Below are 26178 nucleotides of genomic sequence, written 5' to 3'. Positions count from 1 at the left end.
CGTCCAGTGATTCAGCTCTCATGAGCGTCGTACGAGCACGGCCCGGTCACGGAGGTGCTATCCGCCTCCCACGAAACGGTCAAAGACGGGTCAAGAACCCCGGACGGGAGCCACCATGACCCCGCCCGTGCGCGGGTGGGGAAACACCTCGACCGGCTGTTTGTAGACGTCCGAAAGCAGTCGGTCGGTGAAGACCTCCGAGGGCGCCCCGTCGGCCACCGCGCGCCCGGCGCACAGGATCACCACCCGGTGCGCGTACGCGGCCGCGAGACCCAGATCGTGCAACACCACGACCACCGCGTCCCCTTCGCGCGCCCTTTCGCGGCAGACCCGCAGCACCAACTCCTGATGCCTGAGGTCCAGAGCGGCCGTCGGCTCGTCGAGCAGCAGCAGCCGGGCCCGCTGGGCGAGCACCCGGGCGAGCGCGACCCTGGCCCGTTCACCGCCGCTGAGCGCCGAGAAGGGCCGGCCCGCGAACCCGGTGACCTCGGTCGCCGCCATCGCCGACGCCACCGCCGCGTCGTCCTCGCCCTCCTCCGGCCGGCCGGCCCAGGGCGCCCGCCCCATCCGTACGACCTCCTCGACCGGGAAGGGGAAGGAGAGCGAGGCGGACTGGGGGAGCACCGCCCGGCGCAGGGCCAGTTCGTGCGCCGACCAGTCGGACACCGGGCGCCCGTGGACCCGTACGACACCGTCGGCCGCCGGGAGGTCGGCGGCGAGCGCGCCCAACAGGGTGGACTTCCCGGCCCCGTTGGGGCCGACGAGCGCCAGCACCTCACCGGCGCGGGCCTCGACGTCCACGCCGGACAGCACCTCGCGGGCGCCGAGCCTCACGTGCAGGGCCGCGGCCTCGGCGAGTACGTCACCGGCGGCCACGGGCCCGGGCGGCACGATCCCCGTACGGAGCCATCCCCTGCGCTTCCTCATGCCCAGCCTCCCTGCCTGCGACGGGTCCTGCGCAGCAGCCAGAAGAAGAACGGACTGCCGAAGAGAGCGGTCAGCACACCGAGCGGCAGCTCGGCGGGCTCGGCGACGGTACGCGCCGCGAGGTCGCCCGCGAGCAGCACGACCGCACCGCCCAGTGCGCTGCCGGGGACGAGGAAACGGTGGCCGGGACCCGCGACCATGCGCAGCAGATGCGGGACGACGAGGCCCACGAAGCCGATGACCCCGGAGACGCTCACAGCCGCGGCCGTCAGCAGTGCCACCACCAGGACCAGCACGACGCGAAGCCGTTCGACGTCCACGCCGAGGTGCCGGGCCGGGCGTTCGCCGAGGGCCAGCAGGTCCAACTTGCGGGCGTACAACGGCGCGACGGCGAGACCGGCCACCGCGCACGGCAGTACCGCCAGCACCTTCGGCCAGGTCGCCTGGGAGAGCGAGCCGAGCTGCCAGAAGGTGATCTGGTTCACCGCGGCGGTGTCGGCCAGGAAGATGAACAGGCCGATCAGCGCGCCCGCGAAGGCGTTCACCGCGATACCGGTGAGGATCAGCGTCACGACCTCGGTACGGCCGCCCGAGCGGGACGTCGAGTACACGAGCAGGGCGGTGCCGAGCCCCGCGACGAAGGCGAAGACCGGGATCGTCCAGGTGCCCAGGAAGCCCAGGCCGAGCGAGATCGCGGCGACCGCGCCGACCGCCGCGCCCGACGAGACGCCGATGACGCTCGGTTCGGCGAGCGGATTGCCGAACACCCCCTGCATCAGCGCGCCCGCGCAACCCAGCGAGGCACCGACGAGCAGCGCGAGCACGATCCGCGGGAAGCGCACGTTCCACAGCACGGACTCGGGGACGCGCGCCAGTTCGCCGCCGCCGAGACCCGCGCGGTGCGCGACGGAGGAGAGAACGTCACCGGGCGAGATCTCGTACGCGCCGAGCCCGGCGGAGGTGAGGGTGAGGAGCAGAAGGAGGGCGACCAGCCCGACCGTGAGCAGCCAGGTGATGCTGCGGCGGGGGCGGGGGCGCGGGGGGAGGCCGCCGATGGGCTGCCCCTCGGCGGAAGGTGCCTCGGAGGCCCGGGGCGCGGCCTTGTCGGTCACGCTCACTTCGTGTCCCCGTTCGCGTTTCCGTTCCCGTTCCCGTTCCCGTCCCCGTCCCCGTACAGCTGGCCGACGATGGACTTCAGTACGGCGTTCGTGCGGGGCCCGTAGTTGAGGAGTACGCCGTCCTCGACGGAGACGACCCGGCGGTCCATCCCGGCGGGGGTCTGCGCGACGCCCGGAATCCTGACCAGGCCGTCGATGCCGCCGACGGACTCAAGTCCCTTCGACATGACGAGGATCGCGTCGGGAGCCGCCTGGGCGAGGGCCTCCGTGGTGATCGCGGTGAAGTCCTTCTCCAGACCCGACTCGGCGCCCGCGTCCACGGCACCCGCCGCTTCGAGCAGCGAGGTGGCTCCCGAGCCCTTGCCCCCGATCAGATAGACGGACGCGGAGCCGCGGAGGTAGAGGAAGGCGACACGCGGTTCGTCGGTCTTCTCCGGAACGTCCTCGCGTACGGCGGCGATCCGCTCCTGCGAACGCTTCGTGAGCGCCTTGCCCGCGGCCGGTACGCCGAGGGCGCGCGCCACGGCCTGGATGCGCGGGCCCACGTCGTCGAGGCCCTGAGCCGGATCGACGACGAGGACGGGTATGCCCGCGTCGCGGATCTGGCCCATCGCCTCCGCGGGCCCCGTGGTGGCCTCGGCGAGCACCAGATCCGGCTTGAGGGACAGCACGCTCTCCGCGGAGACGTCGTGGTTGCGGGTGACCACCGGCAGCTTCTCCGCCTGCGCGAAGGTGGCGGTGATGTCACGGGCGACGACCCGGTCGCCGAGGCCGAGGGTGAAGACGATCTCGCTGAGGCTGCCGGAGAGCGGAACGACGCGTTCGGCGTCCTTGACCGTGACGTCGTGGCCGTCGGCCGACCGCACGGTGACCGGAAGTCGGGGCTCCGGCGTGTCGGCGAGCGGCTCGACACGATCGGCCACGGCGCCGGCCCCGGCGGCCTCGGAGGCCGGCTCGGCCGACCCCTCACCGGAGGCGCACCCCGCCACCGCAAGCACCGCGAGCAGTGCACCCGCCACTCGTCCACGCATGCGTCGCACTGTCGCGTATTCCTTTCACGTCCTGATCGGTTCATGTCCTGATCGGGGTCACGTCCTGATCGGGCGCTGCCCGGCGGGGCCCGCCCCTCCGTCTTGCCTGTCTTTGCCGCGAAGGGCGCGGGGACGTGCGCGACCAGCCGCAACTGCCTTCAGGGGCACGGGGAACCGCGCGACCGGCCGCGACGACCGGGCGGCCGGCAAGCGACCCCCATCCCCCTCTGTCTCATCCAACGCTTCCCGTCCCGGCAGAACATAGCTTAGGTTAGCCTTACCTATCTCGCCAGGGAGTGCGCCACCGCATCCGGCCAGATCCACCCGCCCCGGAGGACACATGCCAGCCCGCCCGCACCCACGCACCTACGTGACCCTGCTCTGCGCGGCAGTACTCGCGGCAGTACTCGTGGCGCTGCTCCCGGCCGCCCGGGCCGACGCGGCGAGCCGGACCGTGCAGGGCGGCCGCCTGGACTGGGGCATCAAATCCTCCTTCCAGAGCTACGTCACCGGCCCGATAGCGCACGGCGGTTTCTCCCTCACCGGCGGCGCGGCCACGGTCGGCGGCAGCCAGTTCCGCTTCCACTCGGCGACCGGCACGTACGACGGTGCCTCGGGTGCCTTCGGCGCCGGCTTCTCCGGCGGTGTCCACTTCCTCGGGCACAAGGAGGACAACGGCACCCACCAGCTCGACCTGACGATCAGCCGCCCCACCGTCCGCCTCGCGGGCAACGGCGGCACGCTCTACGTCGACATCATCAGCAAGGCGAGGGGCACCGGGGCGGTCACGACGTCCTCGCAGGTGCCCTTCGCCTCCCTCTCCCTGGGCGGTATCGACATGAAGGGCGGCGGCAACGCCGTCCAGCTGAACAACCTGCCCGCCACGCTGACCGCCCAGGGCGCCAAGTCCTTCGCCGGCTACTACACGGCGGGCACCGCCCTCGACCCGGTCAGCCTCTCCGCGGATGTGCGGGCGGCGGCGGCCGAGCCGACCCGTACGCCGTCCGCCTCGCCGGCCGAGTCCACGTTCAAGTCGAAGAAGGCGAAGGAAGAGGAGACTTCGGGCCGGATCGAGAACGGCGCCGTCGACTGGGGTGTGCGCAGGACCTTCCGCGAGTACGTCACCGGCGCCATCGCGCAGGGCGGGTGGAAGCTCAGCGAGGGCGCCCAGGACGGCGGCGCGCTCTTCCGCTTCCCCGAGGGCTCGGGCACGTACGACGAGAAGAAGCGGACCCTCGACGCGACCTTCGCCGGAGCCGTCCGCTTCACCGGCGAGCAGGGCCTCGATCTGAAGCTCGGCGGGATCAGGGCCAAGGTCACGGACGACGGCAGGGGCACGCTGTACGCCGACGTAACGAGCACCGGCGAGACGCAGAAAGAGACGCAGAAAGAGACGCGGAACGAGACGCGGAAGAAGGTGCCGCTGGTCACCTTCACCGCCAGGGATCTCAAGCCGGAGGACGGCCTCGCCCAAGTCACCGAGGCCCCCGCGAAGCTCACAGCCGCGGGCGCCGAGGCCTTCGGCGGGATGTACAGGGCGGGCACGGAGATGGACCCGGTGTCCCTCGCCGTCGCCCTGACCGCCAAGGCCGAACTCCCCGCCCTGCCCGACCTGGGCAGCGCGGAGTCGGCCACGCCCGAAGCCGCGGCGGCCGAGCCGAAGAAGGCCGAGGCGAAGACGGCCGAGCCGAAGACGGAGGCCACCGCGAGCGAATCGGACGTCCCCGTCCTGCCCATCGGCCTCGCGGTCGCTTCCCTGATCGCGGTCGCCGCGGCCTTCCTGGTCCTCCGCAGGCGCCGTACGCCACAGACGGCCGCCGCCACCGCCCCGGACGCCCCCGACGAGAGCTGAACCTTTCTCCCCTGTCCGCGAGTTGTGCGGACTCCCACACACTGAACGCACTCTGCATTGAGGAGATCCACGACCATGGCCGCCAACCGCCGCCGCCCCATAGCCCTTGCCGCAGCCTGCGCGACCGCCGTCACGCTCGGCGCCACCGCGCTCGCCGCCACGTCCGCGTCGGCCGCCGAAGTGCCGCTCAAGGGTTACGAGTTGACCTGGGGCATCAAGGAGTCGTACCGCAACTACGTGACGGGCATGGCGGCCGGTGCCTTCACGCCCGAGGCCGGCGCCACGCAGGCCAAGGACAACGGCGTGTTCACCTTCGTCAACGGCACCGGGAGCTACGACTCCGAGGCGCACACCGTCGCGCTCGGCTTCGAGGGCACCCTGAACATCGTCTCCAAGGCGCACGGCTTCGAACTGAAGCTGTCCGACGTGAAGTTCGACAGCAAGGACGCGAGAGTCACCGCCGATGTGACGAAGTCCGGTACGACCCAGCAGGACGTGCCGCTCGCCGAGGTCACCGTCAACCGCACGATGACGGACATGACGACCAAGCTGACCAAGGAGGCGGGGGACGCCTTCGGCAGCTCCTCCTACACGGGCGCGGCCGGCGACCCCCTGACGGTGGTCGAGAAGAAGGTCGAGTCGCCGACCCCGACGCCCACGGGCACCACCACCCCGCCGGCCACTCCGACCGGCACCCCCACGAGCACCCCGACCACCACCGCCACCCCGAAGCCCACGGGATCGGCGACCCCGAAGCCCTCGGCCACGGAGGCCGCCACCAAGGGGGCCATCAGTTACGGCACGCTCGGCTGGGGCGTGAAGCAGTCCTTCCGTACGTACGTCGTCGACGGGGTGGCCAAGGGCAGGATCACGGTGTCGGGCGGGGCGGAGCAGGCGTCCGGCAACGGCGTCTTCACCTTCCCCGACGCCACCGGCACCTACGACACGGACGCCGACACCCTCAAGGCCTCCTTCAAGGGCTCGGTCAACTTCAAGGGCCATGAGGAAAACGGCAGTTACGGTCTCGACCTCACCCTCAGCGACCTCAGGGCGGAGCTCGACGGCGGCTCCGGCAAGCTGACCGCCGACGTCGACAGCCTCGGTGAGAAGTCCGAGGACGTGACACTCGCCGAACTCAAGCCCGACTCGGCCGACCTGACCGCCGAGGACGACGTCATCAGCCTCGACGACGTCACCACCACCCTCACCGAGGCGGGCGCGGAGGCCTTCGGCGGCTTCTACCGGACCGGCGCCGAACTCGACCCGGTCGACATCGCCGTGGCCCTGACCGCGGACGCCGAGCTCCCGGACACCGACCCGACCTCGACCTCCGGAGCGGGCGGCACCACGGGCGGTACGACCGGCGGGACCACCGGTGGCGCGGGCACGACCGGGTCCACCACGGGCGGTGTGACCGGCAACCTCGCCTCCACCGGCTCCGACGTCCCGGTCGGCGCGCTCGGTGCGGCCGCCGCGGTCACCGTCGCGGCGGGCGCGGGCGTGGTGTTCGCGGTACGCCGCCGCCGTCTGACGGACTCCACCCAGGCCTGAACGGCCTGAACGGCCTGAACGGCCTGAACGGCCTGAACGGCCTGAACGGCCTGAACGGCCCGACCAGGAAGCACCCGCACACGCGTCGCCGTCATGATGTTTGAATGCCGGAGTGACTGATTACGACGTGGTGCGGGTCTTCTGCGGGCCCCGCGGCGAGTACGGCAATGAACTCGGGGTGGTACGGGAGGGTTCCGTACTGCCCGAGCGTGACGAACGGCAGGTGTTCGCGGCGAAACTCGGCTTCAGCGAGACGGTGTTCGTCGATGACCCCGAGCGCGGGGTCATCGACATCTACACGCCCAGTGCGCGGCTGCCGTTCGCCGGATACCCCTGTGTGGGCGCGGCCTGGCTGCTGGACGTACCCGAACTCGTCACGCCCGCGGGCGTGGTGGGCACCCGGCTGGACGGCGAGTTCACCTGGATCGAGGCCCGCCCGGAGTGGGCGCGGCAGCGCACGCTGCGCCAGTACGCCACCGCCGCCGAGGTGGAAGCGCTGCCCGTGCCGCCGATGGGGGAGTGGGTATACGCCTGGGCGTGGGAGGACGAGGCGGCGGGCCGCGTCCGCGCCCGCGGCTTCCCCGGCCGGGGCGACGGCATCGACGAGGACGAGGCGACAGGCGCCGCGGCCCTGCAACTGACAGTCCAACTGGGCCGCGCCCTGAACATAATCCAGGGCAAAGGCTCCCAACTCCTCACAGCCCCCCAACCGGAAGGCTGGATCGAACTGGGCGGCAGAGTCCTCCTGGAACGCTAAAACACAAAAGCAAACCCCGCGCCCTGATCATTCAAGGGGCGCGGGGAACGGCGCAATCTTTTGGCTTTCGCCTTCAGGGGCGTGCCTTTAGGGGCGCGGGGAACGGCGCAGTCTTTTTCCTTTGCTTTCAAGGGGCGCGGGGAACGGCGCGACCAGCCACAGCGAACCCGCACCCGAAAACGCACCCCGGGCGAAACATCACGCGCTGAGCCGAAACTCCTCCCCCAGCGCCCGAAAAACCCCGGTGTTCAAAGCGAACGCCCGCCGACACTCGGCAACAACCCGCTGCTTCTCCAGCTCATCGACCGGCAGACCGTCAAGCAACTCCCGATACCCCCGCTTGAACGCCGCGGGATTCCCGATGTCCTCGAAGACATAGAACCGCACCCCGTCCCCCTTGCGGGCGAACCCCCACGTCTTCTCCGCCGTCCCACGAATGATCTGCCCACCGGAGAGATCCCCGAGATAGCGCGTGTAGTGATGCGCCACATACCCCGCGGTCCACGTACGCGCACACTCGGCGACCCGCGCCGCGTACTCCAGCGTCGCGGGCAGCGCGGTGACACCCTCGCGCCATCCCGGCCCGCGCAGATGGGCCAGATCCCGCTCCAGCGAGGCGAGCCGCATCAGCTCGGGCTGGATGAACGGCCCCGCCACCGGGTCGCCGGAAAGATCCCGCGCACCCGACTCCAGCGCCTCGTACACGAACCACAGCTGCTCCGTGTAGCGCGCGTACGCGTCCACGCCGAGCCTGCCGCCGAGCAGATCGCTCATGAAAGTCGAGGTCTCCGCCTCCACGTGCTGCTCGTGGGACGCGGTGCGGATGAGCGTCGAGAACGGCGTACTCGACGATGTCATGGGGACCTCCGGGGCTGAACGGGGAAGGCGGGAGCCGGATCAATCTTCTATGGTTAGGGTGACCTAAGTCAATGAGTTCCCGACGTCCTGTCGGTAAAAACGTACCCCGAATCTCCGTCGCGTCCACATGAAAGAGCCGCCCGCTCTCCATGAGCGGGCGGCTGAAGCGGACCGGTGGACGGCCTGCGCGAGTGCGGGGGCGGCTACGGCAGCGTAAGGACCTCGGCCCCGCTGTCCGTGACGACCAGGGTGTGTTCGAACTGCGCGGTCCGCAGCCGGTCCTTCGTGACGACCGTCCACCCGTCGTCCCACATGTCGTAGTCGTACGAGCCCAGCGTCAGCATCGGCTCGATCGTGAACGTCATCCCGGGCTGCATCACGGTCGTCGCGTGCGGGCTGTCGTAGTGCGGGACGATCAGTCCGGAGTGGAACGACGAGTTGATGCCGTGCCCGGTGAAGTCCCGGACGACCCCGTACCCGAAGCGCTTCGCGTACGACTCGATGACGCGGCCGATGATGTTGATCTGGCGGCCGGGCCTGACCGCCTTGATGGCCCGCTCCAGGGACTCACGGGTCCGCTCGACCAGCAGCCGCGACTCCTCGGCCACGTCGCCGACGAGATACGTGGCGTTGTTGTCGCCGTGCACGCCCCCGATGTACGCCGTCACGTCGAGGTTGATGATGTCCCCGTCCCGCAGGACGGTGGAGTCCGGGATGCCGTGGCAGATCACCTCGTTCACGGAGGTGCACAGGGACTTCGGGAAGCCGCGGTAGCCGAGCGTGGACGGGTAGGCGCCGTGGTCGCACATGTAGGCGTGCGCGACCCGGTCCAGTTCGTCCGTGGTGACGCCGGGCGCGATGAGCTTCGCGGCCTCGGCCATGGCTTGCGCGGCGATCCGGCCGGCGACACGCATCGCCTCGATCGTCTCGGGCGTCTGCACCTCCGGCCCGGTGTACGGGGTCGGGGCGGGCTTGCCGACGTACTCCGGGCGGCGGATGTTTCCGGGCACGGAACGGATGGGGGACAGCTCCCCTGGGACGAGCAGCGACTGGCCAGACATGCCAGCGAGTCTAACCAGCGCAGATGGGGGAACATGTCGGTGGCGAGAGGAGCTGGTCATGGCCCTGTTCAAGAAGCGGACGGTCGGCAAACCGGGCGAGTGGTACTACTGCCTGGAACACAAGAAGGTGGAGGAGGGCCCGGAGTGCCCCGCGAAGGACCGCTTCGGTCCCTACGCGTCCCGCGAGGAGGCCCAGCGGGCGATGGACACGGCCCGTGAGCGCAACCTCGACTGGGAGACGGACCCCCGCTGGCACGACCCCGATACGCGCCCCCCATCCGAAAACTAACCGAACCCCCCACCCAGCGGCGACACTCAGGGGCGCGGGGAACGGCGCAGTCTTTCGCTTCTGTACTTAAGGGGCGCGGGGAACGGCGCAGCTTTTCGCCTTTGCCTTTAAGGGGCGCGGGGAACCGCGCGCTCAACCCCCACCGGCCCGCACGGACTTCATCCGCACCGCATGCGGGTTCGTCCGCACGTCATACGACATGAGCTTGGGCAGGCACACCGCCAACACCCCCACCGCGGCCACACACATCACACCCCCGGCCCACACGGACGCCCGCACGGAGAACACCGCGGCCATCCCACCCGCACGGACCTGCCCCAGTTGCGGCCCGACCGAGTACGACAGCAGCTCGATCCCCGCCAGCCGCCCCCGCAGCTCGTCGGGGATCGTCTGGTTCCACATCGCCGCCCGGAAGATCCCGCTGACCATGTCGAAGCAGCCGGCCAGGGTCAGGAACAGCAGCACCAGCCACACCTCGTGCACCGCCCCCGCCGCCACCATCGCGAGCCCCCAGAACGCCGCCGCCAGCACCACCGTCCGCCCGTGCCGATGGATCCGCGAGGTCCACCCGCTGGTCAGGCTCACCAGCAGCGACCCGGCCGGCAACGCCGCGTACATCAGCCCGAGCGACCACTCGGCGTCCAGCTCGTCCGCGAGGAAGGGCAGCACGGCGAGCGGGAAGGCGAAGAACATGGCGGCCAGGTCGATGGCGTACGTACCGAGCAGTTCCTTGCGGCTCCACGCGTACCGCGCGCCCTCCGCGATCGCCCTCAGTGACGGCTTCGCCGCCTCGTGCGCGGCGGGCGACGCGGCGAGCCCCACGGCCAGGAAGAGCGAGACGGCGAACGTGGCGAGGTCCGCGGCATAGGCCCAGCCGAGCCCCGCGTACGCCACGACGAGCCCCGCGACCGCGGGTCCCGCGACCCCGCCGACCGTCCAGCGCAGCGAGTTGAGCGCGGCGGCGGCCGGCAGGTGCTCGTGCCGGACGATGCGCGGGGTGAGCGCGTCGAGCGCCGGCCGCTGGACCGCGACGAGTGCGGAGGACAGCGCGGCGACGGCGTACAGCGGCCACACCAGGGGGTCCGGCAGCAACGCGTTGACCAGCAGTACGGCCGAGAGCACCCCCTGCCCCGCCTCTGTCCAAATGATCAGCTTCCGCTTGTCCAGGGCGTCGGCGAGCGCCCCGCCGTACAGCCCGAACACGATCAGCGGTATGAGTTCCACGGCACCGATCGCGCCGACGGCGACCGCGGAACCGGTCAGCTCCTTCATCTGCACCGGCAGCGCGACGAACGTCAGGAAGCTGCCGAAGTTCGTGATGAGCCCGGCCACCCACAGCCGCCGGAAGTCGGGGGAGGTCCGCCACGGCGCGAGATCGGGCAACAGGGCCCGCAACCGCCGCTTACCGGCCTTGGCCTCGGGTTCGGCCCCGGCCCCGGGTTCGGGCTTGCTCAGTTCCGTCACGACGGGACATGCTGCGGTCGCGACCCCGCCGCGGACAAACGCTTTTTCGACCGGGGCGGCCCCGCCGAGAAGGCCGCCGGCTCACCACCGGGCGGGCGGCGGCGCCGTCAACCGGTCCGCCAGCCGCGACAACCGGTCGGTGAACCGCCGTCGGCCCCGGGGCGCGGGCAGTGAGTTCTCCCCGGTGGCCGTACTGACCAGGTGCTGAACCGTGTCCAGATCGAGCCCTGTGTCGAGGCCCGTGTCGAGCCCCGTGTCGAGGCCCGGTCCGGGCGGCACCGCGAGCGCCTCGTGCGCCATCGCGTGCAGTTCGCGGTCGTCCGAGCCCAGTGCGAGGACCGTCGCCCCGGCCCGGCGCGCGTCGTACACCCGCTCAAGGAGCGGAGCCCCGGGCGCGCCCGGCGCCACGACGAGCAGCGTCTCGCCGCGCCGGGCCGCCTCGATCCGGCCGAGCCCCACCGCCAGGTGGGCCGGGTCCCCGGGCCGCGCCCCGTGCCGTACCAGCGTCGGCGTCAGCTCCGGTGTGCCCGACCAGGCGGCCTCGTCCACCAGATGCGCGGCGAGGTGCCAGGGCTCGTACTCCGCCGTTCCCACCAGCAGCAGCCCGCCCCCGTGCGGCAGTACGGACGACCTCAGCACCCCCGCGAACCGCCGCGTGGCTCCCGGCCACTCGGTCCCGGCGAGCACTTCGCGCAACAAGGCCACCCGTACGGCATCCATGTGGCCGCATCCTGCCGCAGCCGACCGCTCGTCAGACGGCGTTCCCGATGAATTCGCCCATCCTGGGCAGAGTGGCCCGTTCACCCAGCGAGGGCAGGGTCGGCTCACGCGACGATCTCGGCCACATCGACATCGTCCTGAAGCGTTCCACGGACGGCGGACCGACGTGGGGACCGCTCCAGGTGGCCGCCTCGAACGGCGAGGCACTGGCCGGGAACCCGGCCCCCGTCGTCCTCGACACCAGCAGGATCCTGCTCGTCCACGTCCGCAACGCGGCCCTCGCCACCGAGGACGCCATCCGTAGGGGGAGGGGTGAGCGCCACCGACGGACGCCGTGTCTGGATCCGGCACAGCGACGACGACGGACGCACCTGGTCCAGCCCGCGCGAGATCACCGGCGCGCGCCGGAACCACACGTGAGAAGGGACCACGACGCACGTAAAGTCGGCCCATGACCTCTACTGACAGTGCACAGAAGGCCCCCGCCAAGGACCCCTGGGACCTTCCCGACGTCTCCGGGCTCGTCGTCGGCGTGCTCGGCGGCACCGGTCCCCAGGGCAAGGGTCTCGCCTACCGGCTGGCCCGCGCCGGGCAGAAGGTGATCATCGGTTCGCGGGCCGCGGAGCGCGCGCGGGCCGCCGCCGACGAGCTCGGACACGGCGTCGAGGGCGCCGACAACGCCGAGACCGCCCGCCGCAGCGACATCGTGATCGTCGCCGTGCCGTGGGACGGACACGGCAAGACCCTGGAGTCGCTGCGGGAGGAACTGGCCGGCAAGCTCGTCGTCGACTGCGTCAACCCGCTCGGCTTCGACAAGAAGGGCGCGTACGCGCTGAAGCCCGAGGAGGGCAGCGCCGCCGAACAGGCCGCCGCGCTGCTGCCGGACTCCCGCGTCACCGCCGCCTTCCACCACCTGTCGGCCGTGCTGCTGCAGGACCCGGAGATCGAGGAGATCGACACCGATGTGATGGTGCTCGGCGAGGAGCGGGCCGATGTCGAGATCGTCCAGGCGCTGGCCGGACGCATCCCGGGCATGCGCGGCATCTTCTCCGGGCGGCTGCGCAACGCCCATCAAGTGGAGTCGCTGGTGGCGAACCTGATCTCGGTGAACCGCCGGTACAAGGCCCACGCGGGCCTGCGCCTCACCGACCTCCAGGACGGCCGCTGACCTCCGGGACGGCCGCTGACCTCCGGGACGGCCGCTGACCTCCGGGACGGCTGCTGACCTCCGGGACGGCCGGGCCGCGGGACCGCGTACGGGCGCGTTCCGGACGTGGGGGACACTGGAGCCGAGCAGTGTCCCCCTCCGGAGACCGGTCCCGCCGGGCTCCCGGAGTTCCCCGACAGGAGCAGACCCCATGTCCCGACTTGCCCTCTACGCCCTCGTCGTCTGCGTCCTCGCGACGGCGGCGGCGGTCGTCTCCTTCGTCCAGGGCAGCTGGCTCGGGATCGTGTGGGTGTTGCTCGCGGGCCTGTCGTCCAACATGACCTGGTACTACCTGCGCCGGGACCGGATGCGGCGCAGGGCGTCGGCGTCCTCCGTCACCGGCTGACGCGGCGGCCCGTCACTGGCCGACCGAGCAGTACTGGTCGGTCTCCGTCCAGAACCGGTAGAGGTTCTGCCCGCAGTACGTGCGGATCTCGTCGATGTCCAGCGTCCGCAGCAGCGCGTCGATCGCGTCGAAGAACTGGTTGTTCACCGCCGGGATCCACAGGATCGCGAAGACGAAGAGCAGGCCGAAGGGCGCGTACGGCTCCACCTGCCGGCGGATCTTGTGCGACAGCCAGGGCTCGATGACGCCGTAGCCGTCCAGGCCGGGGATCGGCAGGAAGTTCAGCAGCGCGGCCGTGACCTGCAGAAGCGCCAGGAACGCTAGGGCGAACTGGAAGTCGGCCGGTACGCCGTCCAGCGCGTCCAGCCAGAACGGGGCGGTGCAGACCACCGCGAACAGCACGTTCGTCAGCGGGCCCGCCGCCGAGATCAGGCTGTGCCTCCAGCGGCCCCGGATGCGGCTCCGCTCGATGAAGACCGCGCCACCCGGCAGACCGATGCCGCCCATGATGACGAAGAGGACCGGCAGCACGATGCTGAGCAGCGCGTGCGTGTACTTCAGCGGGTTCAGGGTCAGATAGCCCTTCGCGCCGATCGAGATGTCGCCGCTGTGCAGGGCGGTGCGCGCGTGCGCGTACTCGTGCAGACAGAGCGAGACGATCCACGCGGCCGTCACGAACAGGAAGACGGCGATGCCGGGCTGCTCGGCGAAGCCCGTCCAGGTGGCCCAGCCGGTCACCGCCGCGACGGCCACGATCCCGAGGAACACGGGGCTGATCCGGCCGTCACTGTGCCGGGTGGTGGCGGTGGTCATGGGGTGGGGCTCCCTGGAATGTTCGAACGGGCTGGGCGTGCCGGGTAGACCGTACCGGTGGTGTGGGGGGAACGTCCTAAGGAGGGTCGTAGGTTCCTGCGGCCCTTCACTCGCGTCCTCGGTCCGTTTTCGACCCTCCCCGGTTCATGCCGGTCCAAAATCCGGGGCGGGCCCGGGGCGCAGACAGGGACAATGGTCCGCGTGCGCTATCGCATCCTCGGCACCACCCAGGCACTCCGTCCCGACGGCACCCTCGTTCCGGTCGGCGGGGCGCGGCTGCGCGCCCTGCTGACGGTGCTCGCCCTGCGTCCCGGCCGGACCGTGTCCGTGTCCGTGCTGGTCGACGAGGTCTGGGGCGCCGACCCCCCGGCGGACGCCCCGGGCGCGCTGCAGGCCCTGGTGGGCCGGTTGCGCAGGGCGCTGGGCGCGGAAGCGATCGGCTCCGACGAGGGCGGCTACCGGCTGCGCGCGGCGGCCGACGACGTCGACCTGCACCGGTTCGAACGGCTCGCGGGCGAAGGTTCCCGCGCTTTGGCCGACGGCGACCCCGGCAAGGCGGCCGTCATCCTGGACGACGCCCTCGTCCTCTGGCAGGGTCCGGCCCTCGCCGACCTCCCGGACGGTACGGCCGAGTCGTCGCGCTGGGAGACCCGCCGGCTCGACGCCCGGCGCGTCCGTCTCGGGGCCGCCCTCGCTCTCGGCCACGCCGAACAGTCCCTGCCCGACCTCACCGCCCTCTGCGACACCCACCCCCTGGACGAACCCCTCCAGGTGCTGCGCCTGCGGGCCCTGCGCGACGCGGGCCGCGCGGCGGAGGCCCTGGCCGCCTACGAGTCCGTACGCCGCCTGCTGGCCGACCGCCTGGGCACGGACCCGGGCCCGGAACTGCGCTCCCTGCACACGGAACTCCTGACCGGCACCCCGGCCGGCCAAGGCCCAGGCACGCCCCGCGACGGCCACCACGCCGAGAACCACCACGCCGAGAACCACCACGCCGAGAACCACCACGCCGAGAACCACCACGGCGGGAACCACCGGGGCGAGAACCACCGGGGCGGTGGCACCGGTTCGGCCTTGTACGGCGACGGCTCCGAGTCAGACCGGTACGGAGGCGGCCCCGGTGTGGCGCCGGACCGTCGGGACGCCCGGCCCGTCCCGCGTGAGCGGCCCGTGCCGCCCGGGAATCTGCGGGCCCGGCTCACCTCCTTCGTCGGGCGGGACACCGATCTCGCCGCCATCCGCGGGGACCTCGCCGGGGCGCGGCTCGTCACGCTGCTCGGGCCGGGCGGCGCCGGGAAGACACGGCTGTCGCAGGAGGCGGCGGAGAGCGTCGCCCAGGACCTGCCCGACGGGGTGTGGCTGGCCGAACTCGCGCCCGTCGACGACCCTGCGGCCGTCCCCGAGGCCGTGCTCACCGCGGTCGGCGCGCGGGAGACCGTGCTGCGCGGCGCCGGGGCCGAGGAGATGCGCGTCGTCACCGACCGGCACGACGACCCGCTCCTGCGGCTCACCGAGCACTGCGCCAAACGCCGCATGCTGATAGTCCTCGACAACTGCGAACACGTCGTGGACGCCGCGGCCCGCCTCGTCGAGCAACTGCTCGAACGCTGCCCCGGACTGACCGTACTGGCCACGAGCCGCGAACCCCTCGGCGTACCGGGGGAGTTGCTGCGGCCCGTCGAGCCGCTGCCCGAGCCGTACGCGCTGAGGCTGCTCGCCGACCGGGGCGCCGCGGCCCGGCCCGGTTTCCGGATCGAGGACGATCCGGAGGCCGCCGCCGAGATCTGCCGGCGCCTGGACGGACTGCCGCTCGCCATCGAACTCGCCGCCGCCCGGCTGCGGATGCTCACCCCGCGCCAGATCGCCGACCGTCTCGACAACCGCTTCCGCCTGCTCACCTCCGGCAGCCGTACGGTCCTGCCGCGCCAGCAGACCCTGCGGGCCGTCGTCGACTGGTCCTGGGACCTGCTGGACGAGGACGAACGCGATGTGCTGCGGCGGCTGTCCGTCTTCGCCGGCGGCTGCGACCTGGCCGCCGCCGAGGCGGTCTGCGGGCCCGCCGCGCTGGAGGCGCTCGGCTCGCTCGTCGACAAGTCCCTCGTGGTGGCCGCCCCGTCGGGCAAGGGTTCCGGGGAGGGGGCAGCGACAAGCACGGGTCCGGGTGAGGGCGGGATGCGCTACCGGCTCCTGGAGACCGTCGCAGAGTACGCCGGACAGCGGCTCGACGCGTGCGGCGAGCGCCCCGCGACCGAGCGCGCCCACCTCACGTACTACCGCGAACTCGCCCGCACCACCGACCCGTTGCTGCGCGGCCCCGGCCAACGCGAGGCCATCGAACTGTTCCAGCTCGAAAGCGAGAACACGCGCGCCGCACTGCAGCGCGCCGTCGCCGCGAACGACGAGCAGGAGGCGCTCTGCCTCGTCCTCTCCCTCGCCTGGTACTGGCAGATCCGCGACCTGCGCCTGATCACCCGCAACTGGACGCGGGAGGTCATGGCGATGGGCCCCGACCCGTTCGCACCGCCCACCGAGCGAGCCGTCCCGCTGTACGAGTCCTGCATCGCCGACCCGCCACCCATGGGTCCTGACATCCTCGTCGAGGCCAGGCGAGGCGTCCATCTCCTCCATCTCGCCTGTATGGACCTGGAGTTGGACACCTGGCAGACACCGCAGGCGGAGGCCAAGCTGCGCGCCGTCACCGAGGCCTACGAGCCCGGCCTCCCGCAGGTCTGCCGCAACCCCGGCTACCTCTGGTTCTTCGCCGTGCTGCTGACCGGCGACATGGACCGGCTGCGCAGGGTCATCGACGCGAGCGTCGAGACCTGCCGGCGACTCGGCACCCGCTGGGAGCTGGCCGTCGCCCTGCAGATGCGCGCCAACATGCTCGCCAACCGCGCCGACTGGGCGGGCGACGCGGCCCGTGACGCCGACGAGTCGCTGGACCTCTTCGTCGGCCTCGAAGACGCCTGGGGCGCCGCCGAGGCGCTCTCCGCGCGGGGCGAGGCCCATGAGCGCAGGGGCGAGTACCAACTCGCCGCGACGGACTACGAGACGGCCATCGCCCACGCCGAACTTCTGGGCGCCCGCGCCCAGATGGCCATCCTCAGTACCCGCCTGGGCAGCGTGCTCATCGACGCGGGCGAGACCGGGCGGGGCGAGCGGCTGCTGCGCGAGGTCCTGGAACAGGGCGACGGAGCGCACAACGAAGCCATGCCCGGGGCCCGGCTCTTCCTCGCGATGTGGCTCGGCCGCACCGGCCGCGTCGCCGAGGCCCGAGCGCAGATGGAACGGCTGTGGGAGGACTTCCGTGCCGTCCGGTTCGTGGTCTTCGACGGGTTCGTCATGGGCGTGGAGGCCTGGCTGGACTCCCAGGACGGCCTGTACGACGAGGCGGTGGTGAAGGTGCGGGAAGCCCTGGAGCGGGCCAAGGACCCGCTGACCCAGATGATCGCGCCGCACATGTTCTCGGTGCATCTGGCCACCGCGTCCATCGCGCTCGCCGGGGCCGAGGGCGGCCGGCGCGCCGAGGACGCCGCCCGGTGTCTCGGCGCCGGCGACGCGCTCCTTCCGCCCGGACACTTCAGGGCCGTCGTGGAGCACGAGATCAGGGCACAGGCCGAGGCGGCGACGCGCGGGGTCCTCGACGACCGGGCGTACGAAACCGCGTACGCGCAGGGCGGCGGCCTCTCCTTCGAGGAGGCCGCCGCCCTGGTCTGAAACGAGACGGTCAGGTCTTGGTGCGGTACTTGTGGATGGCGACCGGGGCCATCACCACGGTGATGACGAGCGACCAGAGCAGCGTGATCATGACGTCGTGGGCGATCGGCCGACCGCCGTTCATCAGACCCCGGGCCGCGTCCGCGAGGGACGACAGCGGGTTGTAGTCGGTGAACGTCTGCAGCCAGCCCGGCATGGTGGACGGCGGCGAGAAGATCGAAGAACCGAACTGCAGGGGCATCAGCACGAGGAAACCCATTCCCTGGATGGCCTGGGCGTTCTTCATCACCACGCCCATGGTCAGAAAGATCCACATGATGGAGGAACCGAAGACCAGGGCCAGACCGATGGCGGCGAACAGACCGGGGACGTTCGACACGGACAGGCCGAGGAGGAAACCGACCCCGAGCAGAATCGCCGTGGCGAGCAGCAGGCGGCCGATCTCCACGGCGATCTTGGCGATCAGGACCGAGGCGCGGGAGATCGGCAGGGACCGGAAGCGGTCCATCACGCCCGTCTGGAAGTCCTGGTTGAAGCCGGTGCCCACACCCATGGCGATGTTCATGCCCATCATCGCCATCAGGCCCGGGACGACGTAGTTGACGTACTCGTCCTGGTTGCCCTTGCCGGCGATCGCGCCGCCGAAGACGAACACGAAGAGCAGCGTGAAGACGATCGGCATCAGGATGACGTCGAACATCGACTCCGGGTCCTGGCGGATCCACAGCACGTTGCGGCGGACCAGGGCGCTGATGTGCCGCAGATGGGCGCGTATGCCGACGTGCGGATCGTCGTCGGTGCCGAGCGCCGCGGGCGCGTCGATGACGGTGGCGGCGCTCATACGGCGGCCTCCTCGTAGGACTCGTGGGAGCGGTCGGCCGGGGTGTCCCGCGGGTCGCTCGGATCGGTCGGTTCGGTGGCCCGGTGGCCGGTGAGGGAGAGGAACACCTCGTCCAGGCTGGGCAGTTCGGTGCTGAGGCCGGCCAGGGTGATGCCCCGGGCGGTGAGCGCGCCGATCACGGCGGTCAGCTGCTCGTCGCTGAGGATCGGGACGAGGACCGTGCCGGTGGTGATGTCCACCGTGGCGCTGCCCGGGCCCGTGAGGCCGAACTCGTCGAGGGCCGCGGCCGTGGGGCGCAGCTCCAGCGGGTCGGCCGGGCGGATGCGCAGGGTGCGGCCGCCGACCTTCGCCTTCAGCTCGTCGATGCCGCCGTTGGCGATGACCCTGCCGCGGTCGATGACCGTGAGCTCGTTGGCGAGCTGCTCGGCCTCCTCCATGTACTGCGTGGTGAGCAGGACGGTGACACCGTCCCCCACCATCCGCCTGACCTCGCCCCACACCTCTTTACGCGTACGGGGGTCCAGGCCGGTCGTCGGCTCGTCCAGGAAGAGGACGGTCGGGCTGCCGATCATGGACGCGGCGAGGTCGAGGCGTCGCCGCATGCCGCCGGAGTACGTGCTCGCCGGGCGCTTGCCCGCTTCGGTGAGCGAGAAGCGCTCAAGGAGTTCGTCCGCGCGGGTGCGGGCGTCCTTGCGGGTCAGGTCGAGGAGCCGGCCGATCAGATAGAGGTTCTCGCGGCCGGAGAGCTTCTCGTCCACGGAGGCGTACTGGCCGGTGAGGCCTATGACCCGGCGCAGCCGGCGGGGCTGGCGCACGACGTCGAAGCCGGCGACCGTGGCCCGGCCGGAGTCGGGTATGAGGAGGGTGGAGAGGATGCGTACGAGGGTCGTCTTGCCGGCGCCGTTCGGGCCGAGCACGCCGCGGACCGTGCCCTCGCGCACGTCCAGGTCCACGCCGTCCAGTGCTTTGGTCTCGCCGTAGTGCTTGACCAGTCCCCGCACGCTGACGGCGTCGGGGCGTCCGTCGCCGTCCTGCCGGGGCTCGTTGTCGATTCGCGTCATGCCACCCAAGCTCCCACCCCCCACCGACAAACCACCGACATCCCACCGACAGGCTCCCCGGGGACACCGTCCAGTCCGCAACCCCGGTGGGGGCGGGCCGCGCGGTTCCCCGCGCCCCTGGAGACGAAAAGACTGCGCCGTTCCCCGCGCCCCTGGGGACGAAAAGACTGCGCCGTTCCCCGCGCCCCTGGGGACGAAAAGACTGCGCCGTTCCCCGCGCCCCTTAAAGCGAACAGATTGCGCCGTTCCCCGCGCCCCCTGGCACCTGGCACCTGGCACCGAGGGGGCTTGGGGGCGCGGGGAACTGCGCAATGGGGGTTCGGGGGCGGAGCCCCCATGTGGTGACGGGACGGGTAGGGGCGGCGGGGGCGAGAAAATCCGGCAGCCCGCCGACGGGGGAAATCGGCGGGCTGCCTCCGTGCCGCAGTGGACCAGTGGATCAGTGGACCAACGGGTCAGTGGACCAGCGGGTCAGTGGACGGAGTGCTCCTCCTGAGGGAACGTTCCGCCGACAACATCGTCGGCGAACGCCTTCGCCGCATCCCCCATGACCTGCCGCAAATCCGCATACTGCTTGACGAACCGCGGCATCTTGCCCCCCGTGAGCCCCAGCATGTCGGTCCACACAAGAACCTGCGCGTCGGTCTCGGCCCCGGCCCCGATCCCGACCGTCGGAATGTGCAGCACCCGCGTCACCTCGGCGGCCAGCTCCGCCGGCACAAGCTCCAGCACGACAGCGAACGCCCCCGCGTCCTGCACGGCCTTGGCGTCGCGCAGCAACTGCTGAGCGGCTTCCTCACCGCGCCCCTGCACCCGGTACCCCATGGAGTTCACGGACTGCGGAGTGAGCCCGATGTGCGCCATCACCGGAATCCCCGACTCCACGAGCAGCTCGATCTGCGCGTGCGAACGCTCGCCGCCCTCCAGCTTCACGGCCCCGACCCCGGCCTCCTTCACCAGCCGGGTGGCCGACCGCAGCGCCTGCACCGGTCCCTCCTGGTACGACCCGAACGGCAGGTCGCCCACGATGAGGGCGCGCGAGGTGCCCCGTACGACGGCGGCCGACAGCATGGTCATCTCGTCGAGGGTGACGGGCACGGTGGTCTCGTAGCCCAGGTGACAGTTGCCCGCCGAGTCGCCGACGAGCATGACCGGGATGCCGGCCTCGTCGAAGACGGACGCGGTCATCGCGTCGTACGCGGTGAGCATCGGCCACTTCTCGCCGCGCTCCTTGGCCACCGTGATGTCGCGGACAGTGATACGGCGTGTGCCCTTGCCTCCGTACAGCGCCCTGTTGCTGCTGTCGGTGGTGTTCTGGGCAGCCGAGAACTGCGTCATTGCAACGGCTCCTTCAGTCATCTCGAAGCGCCCTGACGGCGTCCCCGGATCCCCTCCATGGTGGCACCTCGTGCCACCGAACGGCTAGAGGGGTCACCGTGGCCCTCGTCTCCGCTTCACCAGGTTCCAAGCCCGTCTGAAAAGCTCGTAAGGTCTCGGTAAAGGATTCCGATACGAGACGGTCTCGTATCGAATATCCTCTAGCCTTTTCAGCATGACTACCCCTGCCGACACCGCGCCCCGGATACCGGAGGCCGTGCACCGACGACGTTGGGCGATCCTCGGCGTCCTGATGCTGAGCCTGCTGATCGTCGTTCTCGACAACTCGATCCTGAACGTGGCGATCAAGACCATCTCGACGCCCGCCCCGACCGGCCTGGGAGCCACCCAGAGCGAGCTGGAGTGGGCCATCAACTCCTACACCCTCGTCTTCGCCGGCCTGCTGTTCTCCGCCGGCATCCTCGGTGACCGGCTCGGCCGCAAGAAGGTGCTGCTCGGCGGCCTCCTCGTCTTCGGGATCGGCTCGGCGCTCGCCGCCTCCTCCGGGTCCCCGGTCGAGCTCATCTCGTTCCGCGCGGTGATGGGCCTCGGCGCCGCCTTCGTGATGCCGGCCACCCTCGCGGTCCTGATGAACGTCTTCGAGCGCGACGAGCAGCCGAAGGCGATCGGCATCTGGGCGGGCGGCGTCGGCCTGGCCATCGCCATCGGCCCGATCACCGGAGGCGTCCTGCTCGACCACTTCTGGTGGGGATCCGTCTTCCTGATCAACGTACCGATCGTGATCGTGGCACTCGGCCTGATGGTCTGGCTCGTCCCCGACTCCCGCGACCCGAAGCCCGGCCGCATCGACCCGGTGGGCGTGCTGCTGTCCGTCGTCGGACTCGTCCTGCTGGTGTACGGCATCATCAAGGGCGGTCAGCTCGCCGACTTCACGGACGCCAAGGTCCTCGCGACCATCGGCGCCGGACTCGTCGTACTCGTCGGCTTCGTCGTCCACGAGAAGCGCAGCGACCATCCGTCGATCGACATCGACTACTTCAGGAACAAGGTCTTCTCCGCGGCCATCTCCGCCATAGCGCTGGTGTTCTTCGCGCTGATGGGGGTCACCTTCTTCGCCGTCTTCTACACCCAGAGCGTGCGCGGCTACTCGCCCCTGCAGACCGGTCTGCTGATGCTGCCGCTGGCCGTCGCGCAGCTCGTCTTCGCGCCGCGTGCCCGGCTGGTCGTGGACCGGTTCGGCAACCGGGCCACCACGACCGCCGGCATGCTCACCATCGCCGCCATGCTCGCCGCGTTCGCCGCGCTGGAGGCGGACACGCCGATCTGGATCCTGGAGGTCATCTTCTTCCTGATGGGCGCGGGAATGGCGCACATCATGACGCCGACCAGCGTCGTGATCATGCAGGCCCTGCCCCGCGAGAAGGCGGGTTCGGCCTCCGCGCTCAGCAACACCTTCCGCCAGGTCGGCGGCGCCCTGGGCATCGCCGTACTCGGCTCGGTCCTCTCCGCCGCGTACCGCTCGGGCATCGAGGGCAAGCTGCCCCCGGCCGCCCGGCACGAGGCGGGCGAGTCCATCGAGGCGACCCTGGGCTTCGCGGCGAAGCTCGGCCCCAAGGGCGACGCCCTGATCGGCCCGGCCAACGACGCCTTCCTGCACGCGATGCACGTCACGGCCCTGTGCGGCGCGGGAGTCGCCGTGGTGGGCGCGGTGGTCGTCTACCTGTTCCTGCCCGGCCGCACCCCGGCCCAGGCGGACAAGGAGACGGACCTGGCAAGCGCCGATCACTGAAGCGCCCGTAAGGGGCGCGGGGAACCGCGCGGCCGGCCACGGAGCACCCGCACCCGAGTCACAACCGTTCGTCGGCCAGGGACAATCGACCCGAACGGCGAACGGCGAACGGCGAACGGCGAACGGCGAACGGCGACCCGACGGCGCGGCGCCAGGACAGCAGCATCCGAGAGAGCGGAGCGATCACGTGGGCGGCGCGGAGCGGGCGGCGGGCACGACAGGGCGGGGCGGGCCCGCCAGAGGCCGCCCCCGCAGCGAGGCGGTGGAGCGCTCGATCATCGAGGGCGTCATGCGCCTGCTGGAAGAGGGCGTTCCGCTCGCGGAGATCTCCATAGAGCGGGTCGCGCGCATCGCCGGGGTGGGCAAGGCCACCATCTACCGGCGCTGGAGCGGCCGCGAGGAGCTCTTCTGCGACGTGCTGCGCACCGCCGAACCGCCCGACCCGCGGCTGCCCGGCACGTCCATGCGCGACGACCTGATCGTCATACTCGAATCGCTGCGGCGGCGCGGTCTGGTCACGCGTTCGTCGGCGATCATGCACAACGTCTACGCGCAGATGAAGAGCAGCCCCAAGCTGTGGAAGGTCTACCACGCGGCCGTCATCGAACCGCGCCGGCTGATGACGCTCGACGTCCTGCGGCGCGGCCAGGCGAACGGCGAGTTCCGCGCGGACATCGACGTCGAACTGGCCAACGACCTCTTCGTGGGCCCCATGCTTCTCCGCGCGGTCATCCGCCCGGACGCGAGCCTTGAGGAGGGACTGTCCGAACGAATCGTCGACACGGTCCTTGCGGGACTGGGCCCCGCCGCTCGCTGAGCTCCGCGAGTTCCGCCCCCTCAACACCGGTACAGGCGTTGAACGCCGGTACCGGCAATGTGCGCGTTCCGTCACAGACCACTCCACCTGGCTCCCCGCCGGAACTCGCCGCGCCCCCTCGGTCGTCCTTGTGCCCGTACGGCCGCCGTGCGGCGGCGGGAAGGATCGCGATCATCCCCTAGGGTCTTAGGGCGCGGGGACGATCTGAACGGCAGTTGGTGAGGCGACGGTATGGCGCAGGCGTACATGACGGAGACGGGCAGCGGCGGCCAGGGATCCGACCGCAGAGGACCCCGGCTTCGCCGCCTGCTGACTTCGCTCCGTACCGACCGGGGCATCTGGCGGCGGGGGATCGTCCTGGCCGCGTTCGCCCTCGTACTCGCCCTGGTGATGGCCCTGCACGCGCAGATCCCGAACAGGATCGGCAACCTGGGCAGCCTCCTGGAGACCTTCCTGCCTTGGCTGGGGCTGGCCGTCCCGGTGCTGCTCGCCCTCGCGCTGTTCCGCAGGTCCGCGACCGCGCTGATCGCGGTGCTGCTGCCCGCCGTCATCTGGGTCAACCTCTTCGGCGGGCTGCTCGTCGACAGGACGGGCTCCGGCGGGGACCTCACCGTCGCCACGCACAACGTCAACGCGGACAACCCGGACCCGGAGGGCACGGCCCGTGACGTGGCCGCCTCCGGCGCGGACGTGGTGGCCCTGGAGGAGCTGACCACCTCGGCGGTCCCGGTCTACGAGCAGGCCCTCGCCTCGACGTACAAGTACCACTCCGTGCAGGGCACGGTCGGCCTGTGGAGCAAGTACCCGCTGAGCAAGGCCGCCCCCGTCGACATCAAGCTCGGCTGGACCCGCGCGATGCGGGCGACCGTCACCGCGCCCGAGGGCCGGCTCGCGGTGTACGTGGCGCACCTGCCCTCCGTACGGGTGAAAATGGAGGCCGGTTTCACCGCGCGGCAGCGCGACAAGAGCGCCGACGCGCTCGGCGAGGCCATCGGCGACGAGAAGCTGCCGGACATCGCCCTCCTCGGCGACCTGAACGGCACGATGAACGACCGCGCACTGAACGGCGTCACCTCGCAGATGCGCTCCGCGCAGGGCGCGGCGGGCAGCGGCTTCGGGTTCAGCTGGCCGGCGTCGTTCCCGATGGCGCGCATCGACCAGATCATGGTCAAGGGCGTCGAGCCGGTCACCTCCTGGACCCTCCCGGAGACGGGGAGTGACCATCTTCCGATCGCCGCCCGCGTGAAGCTGTCGGCAACCGCCTCGTAACCTCTGGGAATACTGGGGCTGGGACGCTTTGTTCCGTAGATGAACTTAATCTGTACGGAACACCGCTCTCCCTTTTGAAAGGTCCCTCATGCCCCTGGCCCTGCTCGCCCTCGCCGTGGGCGCCTTCGGCATCGGCACCACCGAGTTCGTGATGATGGGGCTGCTGCCCGACGTCGCGGACGACCTGGGCATCTCGATCCCCACCGCGGGCCACCTCGTCTCGGCGTACGCGATCGGCGTCGTCGTCGGCGCCCCGCTGCTCGCGGCGGTCACCGCGCGCATGGCCCGCCGCAAGGTCCTGATCGGGCTGATGGTGCTGTTCGTCGTGGGCAACACGCTCTCGGCGTTCGCGCCCGACAACACCTCACTGCTCGCGGCCCGCTTCCTGAGCGGCCTGCCCCACGGCGCCTTCTTCGGTGTGGGCGCCGTCGTCGCCACCGGCATGGTGAGCGCCGAGCGCAAGGCCCGCGCGGTCTCCCTCATGTTCCTCGGCCTGACCGTCGCGAACATCGCCGGTGTCCCCGCCGCGACCCTCATCGGCCAGCAACTCGGGTGGCGCGCCACCTTCCTCGCCGTCAGCGTGATCGGCCTGGCGGCCATCGCCTCCCTGGCGCTGCTCCTGCCCCGCACCACCGAACACGACCTGGCCGCCACCGGACTGCGCGGCGAACTGGCGGCGCTCAAGTCGCTGCCGGTCTGGCTGGCCCTCGGCACGACCGTCGCGGGCTTCGGCGCGCTCTTCTCGGCGTACAGCTACATCACGCCGATGCTGACGGACTCCGCCGGGTACGCCGACTCCAGCGTGACCCTGCTGCTCGCGCTGTTCGGCGTGGGCGCGACGGCGGGCAACCTGCTCGGCGGCCGTCTGGCGGACCGCTCGATGCGCGGCACCCTGTTCGGTGGCCTCGTCTCCCTGGTGGCTGTCCTGGCCCTGTTCCCGGTCATGATGGGCACGGCATGGAGTGCGCCTCTCGCGGTGGTCCTGCTCGGCGCCGCGGCGTTCACGACCAGCTCCCCGCTCCTCCTCATGGTCATGGAGAAGGCGTCCTCGGCCCCCTCCCTCGCCTCCTCCGCCAACCAGGCGGCCTTCAACCTCGCGAACGCCGGTGGCGCCTGGATCGGCGGCCTCGCCCTCGCGGCGGGTTACGGCGTCACGTCCCCGGCCCTCGCGGGCGCGGCCCTGGCGGTTCTGGGCCTGGCGGTAGCGGCCGTGGCCTACGCCGTCGACCGGAGCCGCGGCACGACCGACTCGGGCCGCGTGGTGGCGACCCACACACCGCAACACGCGAAGACCCCCGCCCACCACTGAGGGGCGGGCCGGAACACCCCTAAAAGATTGCGCAGTTCCCCGC

Annotated in this window: 22 protein-coding genes and 1 pseudogene; 12 read left to right on the top strand and 11 right to left on the bottom strand. The window is 71.1% G+C overall.

The window, feature by feature from the left end:
* Positions 1–90: 90 nt before the first annotated feature.
* The 3 genes from ACIOKD_RS09510 to ACIOKD_RS09500 are packed head-to-tail and all read right to left on the bottom strand — an operon-like array spanning position 91 to position 3076.
* Entirely contained in the window at positions 91–927 is an 837-nt protein-coding gene (locus ACIOKD_RS09510; RefSeq protein WP_402080480.1) for a heme ABC transporter ATP-binding protein, read from the bottom strand.
* Positions 924–1982, bottom strand: coding sequence for a FecCD family ABC transporter permease (locus tag ACIOKD_RS09505; protein WP_402080710.1), 1059 nt, complete (start codon positions 1980–1982; stop codon positions 924–926). Before ACIOKD_RS09505 ends, ACIOKD_RS09510 begins: the two co-directional genes overlap by 4 nt.
* A gap of 59 nt (positions 1983–2041) precedes the next feature.
* Positions 2042–3076 carry a hemin ABC transporter substrate-binding protein gene (locus ACIOKD_RS09500; RefSeq protein ID WP_402080478.1) on the bottom strand — a complete coding sequence of 345 codons (1035 nt, stop codon included), beginning with the start codon at positions 3074–3076 and terminating at the stop codon, positions 2042–2044.
* A 340-nt stretch (positions 3077–3416) separates the two neighbouring features.
* Between ACIOKD_RS09500 and ACIOKD_RS09495 the strand changes: the two genes are divergently transcribed.
* The 3 genes from ACIOKD_RS09495 (at position 3417) to ACIOKD_RS09485 (ending at position 7236) form a co-directional block, all read left to right on the top strand.
* Positions 3417–4928, top strand: coding sequence for an HtaA domain-containing protein (locus tag ACIOKD_RS09495; RefSeq protein ID WP_402080476.1), 1512 nt, complete (start codon positions 3417–3419; stop codon positions 4926–4928).
* A gap of 75 nt (positions 4929–5003) precedes the next feature.
* On the top strand, positions 5004–6479 hold the full coding sequence (locus tag ACIOKD_RS09490) for an HtaA domain-containing protein (protein ID WP_402080474.1): 1476 nt from the start codon (positions 5004–5006) through the stop codon (positions 6477–6479).
* Between the two features lie 112 nt (positions 6480–6591).
* Complete coding sequence (locus tag ACIOKD_RS09485) at positions 6592–7236, top strand: PhzF family phenazine biosynthesis protein (RefSeq protein ID WP_402080471.1); 645 nt, start codon at positions 6592–6594, stop codon at positions 7234–7236.
* A 198-nt stretch (positions 7237–7434) separates the two neighbouring features.
* Here ACIOKD_RS09485 and ACIOKD_RS09480 read toward each other — a convergent pair whose 3' ends face one another.
* On the bottom strand, positions 7435–8094 hold the full coding sequence (locus ACIOKD_RS09480) for a heme oxygenase (biliverdin-producing) (protein WP_402080469.1): 660 nt from the start codon (positions 8092–8094) through the stop codon (positions 7435–7437).
* Between the two features lie 203 nt (positions 8095–8297).
* Complete coding sequence (gene map, locus ACIOKD_RS09475; protein ID WP_384814123.1) at positions 8298–9155, bottom strand: type I methionyl aminopeptidase; 858 nt, start codon at positions 9153–9155, stop codon at positions 8298–8300.
* Positions 9156–9213: 58 nt separating this feature from the next.
* Between map and ACIOKD_RS09470 the strand changes: the two genes are divergently transcribed.
* Positions 9214–9444: an SPOR domain-containing protein gene (locus tag ACIOKD_RS09470; RefSeq protein WP_402080465.1), complete on the top strand. Its 231-nt coding sequence runs from the start codon at positions 9214–9216 to the stop codon at positions 9442–9444.
* Positions 9445–9576: 132 nt separating this feature from the next.
* Here the strand turns inward: ACIOKD_RS09470 and ACIOKD_RS09465 are convergent, their stop codons facing one another.
* Both ACIOKD_RS09465 and ACIOKD_RS09460 read right to left on the bottom strand, forming a co-directional pair.
* Positions 9577–10899: an MFS transporter gene (locus ACIOKD_RS09465; RefSeq protein WP_402080707.1), complete on the bottom strand. Its 1323-nt coding sequence runs from the start codon at positions 10897–10899 to the stop codon at positions 9577–9579.
* 90 nt (positions 10900–10989) lie between these two features.
* Positions 10990–11628 (bottom strand): hypothetical protein, encoded by a 639-nt coding sequence (locus ACIOKD_RS09460; RefSeq protein ID WP_402080462.1) that lies wholly within the window; start codon positions 11626–11628, stop codon positions 10990–10992.
* A gap of 89 nt (positions 11629–11717) precedes the next feature.
* Between ACIOKD_RS09460 and ACIOKD_RS09455 the strand changes: the two are divergent.
* From ACIOKD_RS09455 to ACIOKD_RS09445, 3 genes and pseudogenes are all read left to right on the top strand, one after another.
* Positions 11718–12024: pseudogene (locus tag ACIOKD_RS09455) on the top strand (exo-alpha-sialidase); the annotation flags it as partial.
* A 55-nt stretch (positions 12025–12079) separates the two neighbouring features.
* Positions 12080–12796 carry an NADPH-dependent F420 reductase gene (npdG, locus tag ACIOKD_RS09450; RefSeq protein ID WP_402080460.1) on the top strand — a complete coding sequence of 239 codons (717 nt, stop codon included), beginning with the start codon at positions 12080–12082 and terminating at the stop codon, positions 12794–12796.
* A gap of 190 nt (positions 12797–12986) precedes the next feature.
* A complete protein-coding gene (locus ACIOKD_RS09445) occupies positions 12987–13181 on the top strand; it encodes a hypothetical protein (protein ID WP_398288100.1) in 195 nt (64 codons plus the stop codon).
* A 12-nt stretch (positions 13182–13193) separates the two neighbouring features.
* On the opposite strand, the gene ACIOKD_RS09440 is transcribed toward ACIOKD_RS09445, so the two are convergent.
* The gene (locus ACIOKD_RS09440) at positions 13194–13994 is read right to left on the bottom strand and encodes a site-2 protease family protein (protein WP_402080458.1); all 801 of its coding nucleotides are present in this window, start codon (positions 13992–13994) and stop codon (positions 13194–13196) included.
* A 192-nt stretch (positions 13995–14186) separates the two neighbouring features.
* Here ACIOKD_RS09440 and ACIOKD_RS09435 point away from each other — a divergent pair, with 192 nt between their 5' ends.
* Entirely contained in the window at positions 14187–17711 is a 3525-nt protein-coding gene (locus tag ACIOKD_RS09435) for an AfsR/SARP family transcriptional regulator (RefSeq protein ID WP_402080456.1), read from the top strand.
* A 10-nt stretch (positions 17712–17721) separates the two neighbouring features.
* On the opposite strand, the gene ACIOKD_RS09430 is transcribed toward ACIOKD_RS09435, so the two are convergent.
* From ACIOKD_RS09430 to panB, 3 genes are all read right to left on the bottom strand, one after another.
* Positions 17722–18552, bottom strand: coding sequence for an ABC transporter permease (locus ACIOKD_RS09430; protein WP_402080453.1), 831 nt, complete (start codon positions 18550–18552; stop codon positions 17722–17724).
* On the bottom strand, positions 18549–19613 hold the full coding sequence (locus ACIOKD_RS09425; RefSeq protein WP_402080450.1) for an ATP-binding cassette domain-containing protein: 1065 nt from the start codon (positions 19611–19613) through the stop codon (positions 18549–18551). The genes ACIOKD_RS09430 and ACIOKD_RS09425 overlap by 4 nt, the downstream gene beginning before the upstream one ends.
* Positions 19614–20084: 471 nt before the next feature.
* Positions 20085–20951: a 3-methyl-2-oxobutanoate hydroxymethyltransferase gene (gene panB / locus ACIOKD_RS09420; protein WP_398288095.1), complete on the bottom strand. Its 867-nt coding sequence runs from the start codon at positions 20949–20951 to the stop codon at positions 20085–20087.
* A gap of 214 nt (positions 20952–21165) precedes the next feature.
* On the opposite strand from panB, the gene ACIOKD_RS09415 reads away from it, so the two are divergent.
* From ACIOKD_RS09415 to ACIOKD_RS09400, 4 genes are all read left to right on the top strand, one after another.
* Positions 21166–22740, top strand: a complete 1575-nt coding sequence (locus tag ACIOKD_RS09415; RefSeq protein WP_402080447.1) for an MFS transporter — start codon at positions 21166–21168, stop codon at positions 22738–22740.
* A gap of 187 nt (positions 22741–22927) precedes the next feature.
* A complete protein-coding gene (locus ACIOKD_RS09410) occupies positions 22928–23557 on the top strand; it encodes a TetR/AcrR family transcriptional regulator (RefSeq protein WP_402080444.1) in 630 nt (209 codons plus the stop codon).
* Positions 23558–23788: 231 nt separating this feature from the next.
* Positions 23789–24826, top strand: a complete 1038-nt coding sequence (locus ACIOKD_RS09405; protein WP_402080442.1) for an endonuclease/exonuclease/phosphatase family protein — start codon at positions 23789–23791, stop codon at positions 24824–24826.
* An 88-nt stretch (positions 24827–24914) separates the two neighbouring features.
* Positions 24915–26135 (top strand): MFS transporter, encoded by a 1221-nt coding sequence (locus ACIOKD_RS09400; RefSeq protein ID WP_402080440.1) that lies wholly within the window; start codon positions 24915–24917, stop codon positions 26133–26135.
* Positions 26136–26178 lie beyond the last annotated feature (43 nt).

The sequence above is a fragment of the Streptomyces sp. NPDC087844 genome, from assembly GCF_044742785.1.
Classification (GTDB): Bacteria; Actinomycetota; Actinomycetes; order Streptomycetales; family Streptomycetaceae; genus Streptomyces.
The sequence above is the reverse complement of the archived record's forward strand: the minus strand, read 5'-3'. Positions and strand labels throughout refer to the sequence as shown.

What these genes read in the sequence shown, in the direction of transcription:
- ACIOKD_RS09490 (WP_402080474.1), top strand. Translation starts at nt 5,004, where the DNA reads ATGGCCGCCAACCGCCGCCGCCCCATAGCCCTTGCCGCAGCCTGCGCG.
- ACIOKD_RS09415 (WP_402080447.1), top strand. Translation starts at nt 21,166, where the DNA reads ATGACTACCCCTGCCGACACCGCGCCCCGGATACCGGAGGCCGTGCAC.
- ACIOKD_RS09435 (WP_402080456.1), top strand. Translation starts at nt 14,187, where the DNA reads ATGGTCCGCGTGCGCTATCGCATCCTCGGCACCACCCAGGCACTCCGT.
- ACIOKD_RS09445 (WP_398288100.1), top strand. Translation starts at nt 12,987, where the DNA reads ATGTCCCGACTTGCCCTCTACGCCCTCGTCGTCTGCGTCCTCGCGACG.
- map (WP_384814123.1), bottom strand. Translation starts at nt 9,155, where the DNA reads ATGTCTGGCCAGTCGCTGCTCGTCCCAGGGGAGCTGTCCCCCATCCGT.
- ACIOKD_RS09470 (WP_402080465.1), top strand. Translation starts at nt 9,214, where the DNA reads ATGGCCCTGTTCAAGAAGCGGACGGTCGGCAAACCGGGCGAGTGGTAC.
- ACIOKD_RS09440 (WP_402080458.1), bottom strand. Translation starts at nt 13,994, where the DNA reads ATGACCACCGCCACCACCCGGCACAGTGACGGCCGGATCAGCCCCGTG.
- ACIOKD_RS09400 (WP_402080440.1), top strand. Translation starts at nt 24,915, where the DNA reads ATGCCCCTGGCCCTGCTCGCCCTCGCCGTGGGCGCCTTCGGCATCGGC.
- ACIOKD_RS09510 (WP_402080480.1), bottom strand. Translation starts at nt 927, where the DNA reads ATGAGGAAGCGCAGGGGATGGCTCCGTACGGGGATCGTGCCGCCCGGG.
- ACIOKD_RS09405 (WP_402080442.1), top strand. Translation starts at nt 23,789, where the DNA reads ATGGCGCAGGCGTACATGACGGAGACGGGCAGCGGCGGCCAGGGATCC.
- ACIOKD_RS09425 (WP_402080450.1), bottom strand. Translation starts at nt 19,613, where the DNA reads ATGACGCGAATCGACAACGAGCCCCGGCAGGACGGCGACGGACGCCCC.
- ACIOKD_RS09500 (WP_402080478.1), bottom strand. Translation starts at nt 3,076, where the DNA reads ATGCGTGGACGAGTGGCGGGTGCACTGCTCGCGGTGCTTGCGGTGGCG.
- panB (WP_398288095.1), bottom strand. Translation starts at nt 20,951, where the DNA reads ATGACGCAGTTCTCGGCTGCCCAGAACACCACCGACAGCAGCAACAGG.
- ACIOKD_RS09495 (WP_402080476.1), top strand. Translation starts at nt 3,417, where the DNA reads ATGCCAGCCCGCCCGCACCCACGCACCTACGTGACCCTGCTCTGCGCG.
- ACIOKD_RS09460 (WP_402080462.1), bottom strand. Translation starts at nt 11,628, where the DNA reads ATGGATGCCGTACGGGTGGCCTTGTTGCGCGAAGTGCTCGCCGGGACC.
- npdG (WP_402080460.1), top strand. Translation starts at nt 12,080, where the DNA reads ATGACCTCTACTGACAGTGCACAGAAGGCCCCCGCCAAGGACCCCTGG.
- ACIOKD_RS09480 (WP_402080469.1), bottom strand. Translation starts at nt 8,094, where the DNA reads ATGACATCGTCGAGTACGCCGTTCTCGACGCTCATCCGCACCGCGTCC.
- ACIOKD_RS09430 (WP_402080453.1), bottom strand. Translation starts at nt 18,552, where the DNA reads ATGAGCGCCGCCACCGTCATCGACGCGCCCGCGGCGCTCGGCACCGAC.